At 47.7% G+C, this 10,532-nt stretch carries 14 protein-coding genes and 1 pseudogene; 2 read left to right on the top strand and 13 right to left on the bottom strand.

The genetic code is table 11. The annotated features are described in order from the left end of the window. Positions 1-103 precede the first annotated feature (103 nt). Both DWX68_RS14260 and DWX68_RS14255 read right to left on the bottom strand, forming a co-directional pair. Positions 104-1,774: a recombinase family protein gene (locus tag DWX68_RS14260; RefSeq protein WP_117974354.1), complete on the bottom strand. Its 1,671-nt coding sequence runs from the start codon at positions 1,772-1,774 to the stop codon at positions 104-106. Then, positions 1,775-1,972, bottom strand: coding sequence for a hypothetical protein (locus tag DWX68_RS14255; protein ID WP_002304371.1), 198 nt, complete (start codon positions 1,970-1,972; stop codon positions 1,775-1,777). On the opposite strand from DWX68_RS14255, the pseudogene DWX68_RS15145 reads away from it, so the two are divergent. Then, positions 1,946-2,184: pseudogene (locus tag DWX68_RS15145) on the top strand (tweety protein). The gene DWX68_RS14255 and the pseudogene DWX68_RS15145 overlap by 27 nt on opposite strands. A gap of 28 nt (positions 2,185-2,212) precedes the next feature. On the opposite strand, the gene DWX68_RS14245 reads toward DWX68_RS15145, so the two are convergent. The 8 genes from DWX68_RS14245 to DWX68_RS14210 form a co-directional block, all read right to left on the bottom strand. Then, a complete protein-coding gene (locus DWX68_RS14245) occupies positions 2,213-3,550 on the bottom strand; it encodes a virulence-associated E family protein (protein WP_118630004.1) in 1,338 nt (445 codons plus the stop codon). Beyond that, on the bottom strand, positions 3,519-4,163 hold the full coding sequence (locus tag DWX68_RS14240) for a CHC2 zinc finger domain-containing protein (protein ID WP_118630002.1): 645 nt from the start codon (positions 4,161-4,163) through the stop codon (positions 3,519-3,521). Before DWX68_RS14240 ends, DWX68_RS14245 begins: the two co-directional genes overlap by 32 nt. 65 nt (positions 4,164-4,228) lie before the next feature. Further along, positions 4,229-5,809: a MobQ family relaxase gene (gene mobQ / locus DWX68_RS14235; protein ID WP_118630000.1), complete on the bottom strand. Its 1,581-nt coding sequence runs from the start codon at positions 5,807-5,809 to the stop codon at positions 4,229-4,231. Positions 5,810-5,991: 182 nt separating this feature from the next. Next, positions 5,992-6,396: a hypothetical protein gene (locus DWX68_RS14230; protein WP_002594806.1), complete on the bottom strand. Its 405-nt coding sequence runs from the start codon at positions 6,394-6,396 to the stop codon at positions 5,992-5,994. A 21-nt stretch (positions 6,397-6,417) separates the two neighbouring features. Continuing rightward, positions 6,418-6,672, bottom strand: a complete 255-nt coding sequence (locus DWX68_RS14225; protein ID WP_002594807.1) for a CPCC family cysteine-rich protein — start codon at positions 6,670-6,672, stop codon at positions 6,418-6,420. A 311-nt stretch (positions 6,673-6,983) separates the two neighbouring features. Then, a complete protein-coding gene (locus tag DWX68_RS14220) occupies positions 6,984-7,280 on the bottom strand; it encodes a DUF3847 domain-containing protein (RefSeq protein WP_002594808.1) in 297 nt (98 codons plus the stop codon). Next, positions 7,273-7,614 carry a DeoR family transcriptional regulator gene (locus DWX68_RS14215; protein ID WP_002584329.1) on the bottom strand — a complete coding sequence of 114 codons (342 nt, stop codon included), beginning with the start codon at positions 7,612-7,614 and terminating at the stop codon, positions 7,273-7,275. The genes DWX68_RS14220 and DWX68_RS14215 overlap by 8 nt, the downstream gene beginning before the upstream one ends. Further along, entirely contained in the window at positions 7,611-7,799 is a 189-nt protein-coding gene (locus tag DWX68_RS14210; RefSeq protein WP_002584330.1) for a hypothetical protein, read from the bottom strand. Before DWX68_RS14210 ends, DWX68_RS14215 begins: the two co-directional genes overlap by 4 nt. 483 nt (positions 7,800-8,282) lie before the next feature. Here DWX68_RS14210 and DWX68_RS14200 point away from each other — a divergent pair, with 483 nt between their 5' ends. Then, positions 8,283-9,089, top strand: coding sequence for a helix-turn-helix transcriptional regulator (locus DWX68_RS14200; protein ID WP_118629998.1), 807 nt, complete (start codon positions 8,283-8,285; stop codon positions 9,087-9,089). Positions 9,090-9,207: 118 nt separating this feature from the next. Here the strand turns inward: DWX68_RS14200 and DWX68_RS14195 are convergent, their stop codons facing one another. The 3 genes from DWX68_RS14195 to DWX68_RS14185 are packed head-to-tail and all read right to left on the bottom strand — an operon-like array spanning position 9,208 to position 10,450. Then, the gene (locus DWX68_RS14195; RefSeq protein WP_009266803.1) at positions 9,208-9,699 is read right to left on the bottom strand and encodes a hypothetical protein; all 492 of its coding nucleotides are present in this window, start codon (positions 9,697-9,699) and stop codon (positions 9,208-9,210) included. Between the two features lie 51 nt (positions 9,700-9,750). Continuing rightward, positions 9,751-10,128, bottom strand: a complete 378-nt coding sequence (locus DWX68_RS14190) for a TnpV protein (protein WP_002584333.1) — start codon at positions 10,126-10,128, stop codon at positions 9,751-9,753. Further along, a complete protein-coding gene (locus DWX68_RS14185) occupies positions 10,088-10,450 on the bottom strand; it encodes a helix-turn-helix domain-containing protein (RefSeq protein WP_007887891.1) in 363 nt (120 codons plus the stop codon). Before DWX68_RS14185 ends, DWX68_RS14190 begins: the two co-directional genes overlap by 41 nt. Between the last annotated feature and the right edge of the window lie 82 nt (positions 10,451-10,532).

Here is a 10,532-nt window from a genome sequence, read left to right as displayed (position 1 = left end):
CTGTTTTATCCCCAATTAGGTGTAAAACTCTGCTCGATGGCGGGCGGCGGCGTCCAAAAAATCTATATGGTATTTTTTAAGAGAACCGTCCCGGCGGGACAGGTCAGGCAGTGACCTGTTCCACCTCCGGGATGGGTTTGAGATTAAAATGAATTTCGATAGAAATGTGTCTTGTTTTATTTTCGTCAATGCGCTCATGCACGACGATTTCTTTGATTAAGCGGTTGAGGGTGGCTGCGTCCAGCTCTGTGATGTTGGCGTATTCCTGAATGGCTTCCACCCATTGTTTTGCGTCATTGGCAAGCTGGACTTCATCGGACAGCCGCTTTCTGCCCTCGGACACTTTTGTTTTAAGCTCCGTCTGCTCGGTCTGTGTCTTTTCCAGCATGGTGTTGAAATTCTGCTCACTGATACGCCCTGCAATCATATCCTCATAAAGCCGCATGACCATTTTGTCCAGAACCTCAATCCGTTCCTCGTCCCTTGTAAGGGAGCGTTCCATTGCTTCCCGCTGTTCCCGCTGCTCGGCTTCACAGGTATTGGTCAGGCGGTCAGCAACCGCTTCCCCGTCCATCAGGGCAGCTCTGGCACATTCCCGGATTTTCCGCAGCACATGGCTGTAAAGGGTGTCATAGTCAATCCGGTGCTGGGTGCAGTGGTTCTTTCCAAAGGCATTGTAGGTCTTGCAGGAATAAATCTGCTGGGGATGTTTTGCGTTTGTGTAGCGTACCGTCAGCGACTTCCCACACTCGCCGCATTTTAACAGTCCGGCAAACAGGCTGATTTCATTAGTCTGCCCCGGACGCTGGCGGGATTTCAGCTTGTTCTGCACAATGTCAAAGCTCATGCGATCAATCAGCGGTTCATGCTGCCCCTCCACCACAATCCAGTCCTCCGGCTTCTTTTCCCCAATCGTGCCGATTTTGAAACGGTAGTCCTTTTTCTGGGAAGCAATCGCCCCGGTGTAGACGGGATTCATCAAAAGGTCTTTGATAACGGAGAAGTCCCACATATACCGCCCGTTTTCCGGGTCTTTCTTTTCCCATTTGGTGCGGGTATTGCGAAGCCCCCGTTCCCGGTTCCACCATGTGGGGCAGGGGATTTTTTCTTCCTCCAGCCGTCTGCGGATATAGTTCGGACCATGACCGTTCAGGGCATATCCGAAAATCAGCCGCACAATCGGGGCGGTTTCCTCGTCAATGAGCAGATGGTTTTTGTCCTCTGGGTCTTTCCGATATCCAAACGGGGCAAGACACCCGGTAAACTGTCCTTTCTGCGCTTTCAGAAGATAAGAGGAATGGACTTTCTTGGAAATATCCTTGCTGTACATCTCGTTCAGGATATTCTTGAATGGGGCAATATCGTTGTTATCCCGCAGGGTGTCGATACCGTCATTCATGGCGATATAGCGGACACCGTTCCTTGGGAAAAAGTCCTCAATCAAATGCCCGGTTTGCAGATAGTTACGCCCCAGTCGGCTGAGGTCTTTCGTGATGACAAGGTTGATTTGCCTGCGCTCAATGGCTCTCAACATTCTCTGTAAATCAGGACGCTCCATGTTAAGACCTGTGAAGCCATCGTCCTGATAGACTGCCACAACCTCCCATCCCTGCTTTTCGCAGTATTTTTCCAGCATATCACGCTGGTTTGCGATACTGGCACTTTCGCCTTGCAGGTCATCGTCCTTTGACAGCCTGCAATAGACCGCTGCACGATAGCCCCCGGCAAGTGCCTTTCCGATTGTTCTGTATTCCATTTCGTTCATCATAGCCATTTACCCACACAATCCAGACGGTATCTGGCTCTTTTGAACCTCATCTTCATTATAGCTTATATCTTTCTTTTTAGCAAGATATTCTTTTGTATTTGTCTTTCCGTATTTCTGGGAAATCAGGCTGACGAACACATCAGTGGCGTCCAGTTCCCCGTCAAACACCGTTGTAACATGAATCTCTGTTTTGTTTTTTGCCATAGGCAGTTATCCTCCATACATGAAAATAGCCAGACAGAGGGTGTCGGCAACGAAGTCCGGCAACGGGCTTCAAAAGACCTTGCAAACAATCTCAATCTGGCGGTGGTTACTATTTATACTTTTCTTTTATTTTTCTGTTGTTTTGGTTGTTATAAGGGAGAAAAGCCCGGAAATAAGGGTTTTCCCCGGCAACCGGCTCGGCAACGGGATAGCAACAGGGGGTGCAACGGGCTGTCCTTTTCAGAATGGAAGCTCCATCTGTTCTGTGACCTCCACAAAACCGTCCATCGTTTTTTCAGACGGGTTGCCGGAGTCCGTTGCCGGGTTTTCACGCTCCCAGCCCTTTTGCCTGCCATATTCTGAAAACATTCTTGGGTTTGGGAAGTACCGCCAGCGGTCAATGCACTGGTTCATAATCTCGTTGATTTCCCGGATTTCCCATTGTTTCGGCTCGTCAAAGGCATGGTTCAAGGCTTCCTTGTAGAGCTGCTTGGAACAGACCATGCTCCCGGTGTACTTATCAAGATATGCCTGTATCATCCCGGCTTTGGTGTCCTCCGGCATAAAATCCCGCTGGTGTTCTTTGAGATACCGCTGCATGGCGGGGCTGAAAGCCAGCTTGAACCTGCCGCTTCGGTAAATCTCCATCGCTTCCGCCCACATCTGCTCGATATAGGCTCTGGAAGCGGCTTCGTCCTCCAAAATGTGAACCTCGGCTTGCTCCGGGTACACCATGACGGGGATAAAGCGGCGGTTGCCGGAACGGTCAAGGGGAAGAAAATCAAGGGCATTGGAAGTGCCGCCAAACACGCACTGACGGGGGCGGTCTGCCGGGTGGGTTTCATAGGGTATCTTGTAAACCTCTTTCTGCCGGCTTAAAAATGACTTGATTTCCTCAATGCTCTTAGCGTTTGCGGTTGCCATCATTTCCGACATTTCGATAATCCAGTGACCTTGCAGCTTGCGGTACACATTGTCATCATCCAGCTTCCGCAAATCATCGGAGAACCACTCGTCCCGGACTGCCAGCAGACGGAAGAAGGTGGACTTGCCAGCCCCCTGACCGCCTACCAGACAGAGCATGATTTCAAATTTGCACCCTGGCTGAAAGGCTCGTGAGATTGCACCCAGCAGGAACAGCTTCAACGCTTCATAGGTGTAATCGTCTGCGTCAGCCCCCAGAAAGTGCCGCAGGCAGAAACGGATTCGTTCTGTCCCGTCCCACACAAGGGTATTGAGATAGTCCCGGATGGGATGGTACTTGTTTTCATTCGCCACAATCCCGATGGCGTTATCAATCTTTTTCTCATTGGTAAGCCCATAGGTTTCTTCCAGATAAAGAAGCAGATACTTCATGTCCGTATCGTTCAGGGCGGTGCTTTCCCTGTGAAAACCGATGGGCTTTATGATGTCCTTGCGGTCGGTCAGAATGTTGTATGCGATAGCCCCGGAAAGCAGAGGGTCACGCTGGAATACGGTCAGGCAGTTCCGTATGCTCTGACGGACAGCGCCTTTCTCGGTAGTTTCCAGCCCCGCCTTGATTTCCTCAACGCTCTGTGGCGGCTGCATGGCGTTCATGGTGTTTTTTAGTTCTTGCTGCGTCTGCGGCTGCAAGCTCTGCCATTCGCTGTTCAAGCTGTATCACATCCTTTCCGTAGTCCGTAATCAAAGCCGCTTTTTCCTCCGTTTCCCCAAAGAGCAGCACATCCAGCAGATATTCCACTTGGTCTTGCTTCTGTAAGGCTTCCACAAACCGGGGATGAAAGGCTTCCTCCGGGGAGTGTGGGGCGTAGTCCGTTCTCCATGCCATAAGCAAATGAAGATAATCGGCAAGAATACAAAAGCAGCGGTTCTTTGCTTCCTGAAACTGTTCCTCCGGGGATTTCTGCCGGGGCTTGGGCTTTTTTGCCTTTCCCGGCGGCTTCCAGTCCTCATAAGAAATCCCGAAGTCATTTGCCAGTTGTACGGCGGCTTCTTTCTTTCCCAGCCCATACAGGGCGGCGGCAAAATCAATCACATCCCCATCCGCACCGCAGCCGAAGCAGTGGTAACGCCGATCCAGCTTCATGCTTGGGGTTTTATCATTATGGAACGGGCAACAAGCCATCCCGTTCCGACCTACACGGATTCCATAATGCTCCGCAGCCTGTCTTGTTGTGACGGACTGCTTCACAGCTTCAAATACATTCAAATCTATCCCTCCTTGAAAAAAAGAAAAGCACCTGACATTCTCTGATTGAAAATGGCAAGTGCCTGTTAAAGTTCCATATCCTGTTGTCTGTGTTTCGTCTGTGCTGGGGCGGTTCTTTGTGCTTTTTTCTCATCTGCCTTATCCTGCAAGACTTCCTTGATGGGCTGCTTCTTGGGCGGCTCTTTGCTTTCCTCTGTGCCGGGTGTGGCTTTCCGTACCCAGTAGCGGATGTCCCGCAGCTTCTTCAAATCCTCTTGTACCTCGGTCAGCGGTACTTTCATCTCTGCGATTTCTTCCAGAAGTGTTTCCTGCTCCTGTTGCAGTTCCTTTTGAGTGCTGTCCTTATCGTCCGGGTGCTTGGCAAGGTAGGCAGCGGCTTTCTCATATCGGGCAACCTCCGGGTGTTCCTGTTTGAATTTCTCCTTTGTTTTCTTAAAAAATATCTTCTGGTACTTCTCATAGACAGGCTTACATTCCTTGCAGTCTGTCCGGCTGGCAAGAATCCCGTCAATCACTTTGCTGCGGGCTTCCTTTGGCTTCATCTGATTGCGGTAATCGGCTGCTGATTTCCCGGAAGATTCCAGAAATGCTTCTAAGTCCTCCACAGTAGAAAGCCCTTTTTGCCGGAGATAGGACAGGGCTTCGATGACTGCTTTTAAGTCCTGTGAAGTCCCCCTGTTCTGTCCAGCCCTTGTCCAGTCCTTCCGTTCTTCCTTTCGTATCTCCATATACTTCATCAGCAGATTGGGAAGAAGTGTCGCTTCCTCCGCCGCTTTTTGTGCAAGCAGCTCTTTCCGTTTTTCTCCCAGCTCGGTAATCCAGCCTTTGAGGTTTTGAATGAGCTGCCGGATAGACTTCATCAGGCGGTTGGCGGCTCTGATTTCCCGGTTCAGGTTGCCGATGTTCGTCTGGATACCCCGCTTTTCCATCTGCCGGACAGCAGCTCCCTCATGGACAGTAGGGATAATATCAAGCCCCTGTCTGGCATAAGAACGCAAGTCCACACGCTCTGGGCGGTCATTGGCTTCCAGATAGCGGTTCTGGATGACCTCCCATTCATGCCGCCAGATTTCGCAATACTTCTGGTCGTTCCAATCCACCGTATCCTCCTTGTGGCTTTTCCATCTGCCGGACGGAAGTTTTATCCGTTCCCCGTTTTCGTCAAGGTCATAAACCTTGCGGCTCTTGGGAAGCCATTTTCCATGTTCGTCCATTGCCCTCATAGTGAGCATGACATGGGCGTGGGGATTGTGTCCCGGCGGATGGGGGTCATGGATTGCAAAATCAGCAATCATGCCTTTGGAAACAAACTGCTGCTCACAAAACTCCCGGACAAGGACAGCATACTGGTCGGGTGGTATCTCTCTTGGGATGGTAAGCACCCACCGCCTTGCAAGCTGGGAGTTCCATTGCTTTTCCACCGCTTCGGCGGCGTTCCATAAGGTATTGCGGTCTGCATACGACCGTGGGGCGTTTGCCGGGAGCAGAATTTCATTGTGGACAATACCACGCTTTTCCGGGTAGTGCTTCACTTGCTGGTCGTATTCACAGAACAGCTTTTCGCCGCTTTGGTAAGCAGCGGCGGCAACCGCAGACTGTCGCTGGCTGCGCTGAACAATCGTGATTTCGTTGTGTGGGCAGGGCATTTCGTGTCCCTCCTTTCGGTAATTGGTGGATGGGGTGGCGTTTTACCACCTCATTTTGGCAGAAAAAAAGCAGGAGACCTTTTTCAGATTTCCTGCTCGGTGTGCCGCTGTGAGGGCGGCGGATATTTAGCTGTAAAAGTTCGGGACAAGTTGACCCGATGGGTAGATGGTACACTTAAAAATTATGGTTCTCTTGTCATTAGCTCATTAGCATAATGATTAAGAGCTTCACAAGGTTCATATTTGCATTTATAACCAATACCGTCAATTATAATAAATGGATTGTATGCTATAATCTCCACTTGAGAACCATCTGCCAAAGACAGAGTGAAAATAACTGCTTGTCCGGCATATTCTGTATATGAGTTGTCCTTATTGTAAATAACTACCTCATTGAGATATGATACTAATTCCTCTGTTTCTACTATCTGAATTGTTGTATCAGGTGGCGATAACCGAACACTTGCCGAAGTAATATCTGCTGCCTCTAAATCTTTGAATGGTCTATGAGCAGAAAACAAAAGAAAGCTAATACCTATACCGATTAAACATATCAGTGCAATTAACAAAAACTTTTTATGCTTCATTTGATTCTCCTTTACACACTACTATGAAATTTCTTTTTCATCATCTCTTGGTAGTCGGACATAACACACCATTTCTTTTTCACAAGCTCCGAATGTTGAGAAATTTAATTTTGCTTCTTTTAGTGTTATTCCATGATTAGAGTCGCTTGGTTCGTTATCAGAAGCAATGAACGGGTCATTCTCCCAAAAACAAACGGGACAGATATACCCACAATCTTCATTTGCCGGAACATTATAGGTAAAATATCCGCAGCAAGGACATTGGTATTTTTTCATATAAACCTCCCGTTTAAGCCTTGACCTCAAATTCCTGATTTATTTCTGACTTTATTATACTTCATCGATTATCGAAAAGATAGCATATTTTATGAAACTTGTCGGCTGGGAACAGCTTACAGCGCAAGGTGTCCCCAGATGGCAAGTCCACAAAAGGGTAGCTGGCGGCAGCCAGCGCAGGGGAAGCGTAGCGTCCCCTGTATGATTTGGAGCAGACCTTGACTGCGGAAAATCACAGCCCTCCGGCGAGGAGCCTTCGGAGAACGCAATGCACCAACCTTTGGGTGGTGTATAATTGCGCCCTTAGTAAACTAAGGGGTTTCCGGCTTCTCCCGTTCCAGCAGTTTCTTCAATAGTTCCTGCGTGTCCTGCCTGTGAAAAATGAGTTTCAACAACAGCATGACATCATCATCTGTCAGGCGTTCCGGCTCTTGCAGAAAACTTTCCAGCATACCGCCACGAGTACAGAGCCGGTGTGTCCGTTCTTTTCGGGTAAGCTGCTTTAGCTGGTGCTGCAATGCCTTTTCATCATTGATGGCTTTCCGCAGTTTCTTTTCACTCTTTTCCAACTCTCGGTTGAGCTTTTCCAGCTTTGAGGTATCAGGCAAGGGCAGCGTCCTCCTTTCCCGGTATCAGCACATAAATCCTGTTTGGTTCTCCAACGCCCTGACGCACTCGCATGATCAGTCCGGCGGTTTCCAGTTCATTCAGAGAACGCTTGACCGTCATGGGGCTGCGGGACAGGACTGCGGCAATGGCTGTGACAGGGAAGCAGATAAACAGGATTCCGTTCTCGTCCTCCTGTCCGTTGGATAGCATAGCGTCCAACATCCGGCAGTACATGACCTTTGCGGTGCTGCTGACTGGAAATCCTGTCAACGCTCTGGGAAAGGGCATACAGGGCGGCAACGGTGTGCCTATCGTCATAAATTCAAAATTCATTCGGTGTGTTCCTCCTTTTTCTTTGCTCTTTTGGATAAATAACGGGGGCAGTCAACCACAACCGCCCGGAAGCTCTGCTTGCACCCATGCTTGCATTTCCGGCATAATTCGTTGTAAGTGACACGCCCCCGGTCATTGAGGTAAAAAGAAAGCTCATGCTTCCTCTTTTTGCTCATTCTCGGCATATTGCGTTTCCTCCCGTTTTAGTGTATAGTTTCGGGGCGATTTTCGGCAAAATTACGGTCATAGAGCCGTCTAAAATCTCCAGAAGTATCAGCGATAGGGTAGACTATCCCCCTATCAGATTGTCGTGTTTCGGTATCATTTCGGTATCAGTTCGCCAGTTCTCCCCGGTGTCGTTCCTCCCCTGAATCTCACAGCGGCGTATCGCTCCCTTTGGTACGCTCGTTTCGGTCAGGGTTCCTCCATATCCCTGCCAAAAGTCATGGCGCTACATCGCCGGGGAAGCATATCCCACACAGGCTGGTCATTCGATTGGAATAATCCATCGATGAACTACCTGTATCATAGAACATTTTTGTGCCCTGTGCCGTATGTCCACAAAGTAGGAATTAAGGGTAAAAATCAGAAATTTCCACGATTGCGGAAAGTATGATATAATCCAGTTAAGCGGCAGTAATGAAACCGCCGGAAAGGAGCGTGCGCCCATGAAAGGAGCGACAAGCATACAGGAACGCCTTTGGGAACTCCGCAAGGACAGAGGCTTAAATCTGGAAGAATTATCAGAGCTGACGGGCATTTCCAAATCAGCTCTTGGCAGTTATGAAAAAGAGGATTATAAGGAAATCAATCATGGCAACCTTATCACGCTGGCAGACTTCTATGGGGTTTCCGTTGATTATCTGCTGTGCCGGACAGAGAACCGGGAGCAGATCAACACGCCACTAACAGAGCTGCATTTGAATGATGAGATGGTGGCACTTCTGAAAGGCGGTCGGATTAACAACCGTCTGCTCTGTGAGCTTGCCACTCATAAGGACTTTATCAAGTTTCTTGCGGACATTGAGATTTATGTAGATGGGATTGCCGCCATGCAGATTCAAAACCTCAACGCCCTTGTCGATACTGTCCGGCATGAAATCATTGAACGGTATCGCCCCGGCGAAGACGACCCGCATTTGAAAGTGCTGCAAGCCGCCCATATCAGCGATGATGAATATTTCAGCCACATGGTTCTTGATGACCTCAATCTCATTATCCGGGATATTCGGGAAGCCCACAAAAAGGACAGCGAGAGTGCGCCCCAGACCACCGTTGCCGATGAATTGAAAGAAAATTTGGAAGCGGTTGAAAATTTCAAGGGCAGTCGGGATGAAAAGCTGGTTGTCCTTTACTGCAAGCAGCTCGGCATCAACTATAAAAATCTGTCAGACGAAGAATTTCGCTGGCTCATTCGGATTCTACAAAAATCAAAGAAAACAGGAACTCCTATCAGTCAAAGGAAAAAACGGTAAAGAAAAACCGCTGTTGCATGGTTGTGTTTGCTTCCATGTAGCAGCGGTTGGTGCTATACTTATTCAGTTAAAATTTCAAAGCGATAAAGTGGAATTTATCTTAGAAATTACAGCAATGTTATTTTGATAAACTTTCAAGAATTGAAATATCATGCTTATCTTTATCTCTTAATTCATAACCTGAGTGGAAAACTCTTTGGCCTTTTAAGGATATACAAGGAATTGTTTTTCCTTCAAAAAAAGCACTACCAAAGTAATCTTTTTCAAACTCATACCAGCCACCCTCTAAATCAGCTTGTTTTGAAGTTCCGTCCTCATTTAAAACGAACGGGTGAATGTCTAAGTAACCAAGTTCATCACTATATAACTCTATTCTAACCGGTTTCCAGTCTGTATCAATTTTATAGCCCAGATTCAAAAGCACATTTAACAATTTTTCCGTATGTTGAGCATCAAAATTTATATCTATATCTCTATGAATTCTTGTTTGTTTACCAGCTAAAATATCTACACCCCATCCGCCATCCAACCAGTATGTAATTCCAGTATTTTCGAATAATTCTATTACTTTCATTAAATCTTCTTTTGTTGTTATTTCTTTTCTACCCATACAAAGTCTCCTTTACAACTTCTAATTTGTAATAATCATTCTACCATACCGTTATGAATAAATCATCTCATGTAAAACAATTTCTTCTGCCCGGTTGTGAATGTTATTGCAACGCTGCACCCATTCCATTTGACGGGTACGCTTCAATTCCTCGGTCACGCCCTCAGCAGCTTTCATCTGCTCCATGATGGTGTCTAACCGTTTCTGTGCCTGTTCGTTCAGGTCTGCAAGATATGTCCACAATTCCCCGGTCAGGGTCAATGTGTGTAATCTGGCTGGGCAGACTTCTCTTAAATATTCCCGGTGCATCCGTCCGTACTTTCCGATGGGGCGGTGTTCCTCCGGCAACTTCAAGTCCGGGATGTAGTAATCTCCAACAAGGATATAATCAATTCCGTTTTCTTTTATTCTTGGTTTCAATTCGCTCATGTTCCTTACCTCCTGTGGAAGCAGGCTCGTCTGGTACTAACTCAATCACATCGGTAATCTCACAATTCAGCGTTTCGCAGATACGGGCTAATGTATCCATGCTGATGTGCTTTCCCTCTTTGCTCATGTTGGCAATCATATTTGTTGTCATACCAGCAGCAAGCCTTAAATCCTCTTTTCTCATATCACGCTCTAACAGTGTGTGCCAGAGTGGTTTATAACTGATGTGCATATTGTTTTCCTGCCTTTCTATCCATACCACCGGAGCGGCTGCCCCGGCAGGAACTTTTCTCTTATTATAGCACCAATCTTGTGAAATCACAATTTATTCTTGTAGCCTGCCGCTGATACCGTCTGGATTGGCTTTTCCTTTCTTTTTGTTCCCTTTAATTAGCCATGAACTG

It is taken from the genome of Clostridium sp. AF20-7, assembly GCF_003479275.1.
GTDB classification, from domain to species: domain Bacteria; phylum Bacillota; class Clostridia; order Lachnospirales; family Lachnospiraceae; genus Otoolea; species Otoolea fessa.
The sequence above is the reverse complement of the archived record's forward strand: the minus strand, read 5'-3'. Positions and strand labels throughout refer to the sequence as shown.

Coding starts and splice junctions, on each gene's coding strand:
- DWX68_RS14260 (WP_117974354.1), bottom strand. CDS start 1,774: ATGGCTATGATGAACGAAATGGAATACAGAACAATCGGAAAGGCACTT.
- DWX68_RS14255 (WP_002304371.1), bottom strand. CDS start 1,972: ATGGCAAAAAACAAAACAGAGATTCATGTTACAACGGTGTTTGACGGG.
- DWX68_RS14245 (WP_118630004.1), bottom strand. CDS start 3,550: ATGAACGCCATGCAGCCGCCACAGAGCGTTGAGGAAATCAAGGCGGGG.
- mobQ (WP_118630000.1), bottom strand. CDS start 5,809: ATGCCCTGCCCACACAACGAAATCACGATTGTTCAGCGCAGCCAGCGA.
- DWX68_RS14230 (WP_002594806.1), bottom strand. CDS start 6,396: ATGAAGCATAAAAAGTTTTTGTTAATTGCACTGATATGTTTAATCGGT.
- DWX68_RS14225 (WP_002594807.1), bottom strand. CDS start 6,672: ATGAAAAAATACCAATGTCCTTGCTGCGGATATTTTACCTATAATGTT.
- DWX68_RS14215 (WP_002584329.1), bottom strand. CDS start 7,614: ATGAATTTTGAATTTATGACGATAGGCACACCGTTGCCGCCCTGTATG.
- DWX68_RS14210 (WP_002584330.1), bottom strand. CDS start 7,799: ATGCCGAGAATGAGCAAAAAGAGGAAGCATGAGCTTTCTTTTTACCTC.
- DWX68_RS14200 (WP_118629998.1), top strand. CDS start 8,283: ATGAAAGGAGCGACAAGCATACAGGAACGCCTTTGGGAACTCCGCAAG.
- DWX68_RS14195 (WP_009266803.1), bottom strand. CDS start 9,699: ATGGGTAGAAAAGAAATAACAACAAAAGAAGATTTAATGAAAGTAATA.
- DWX68_RS14190 (WP_002584333.1), bottom strand. CDS start 10,128: ATGAGCGAATTGAAACCAAGAATAAAAGAAAACGGAATTGATTATATC.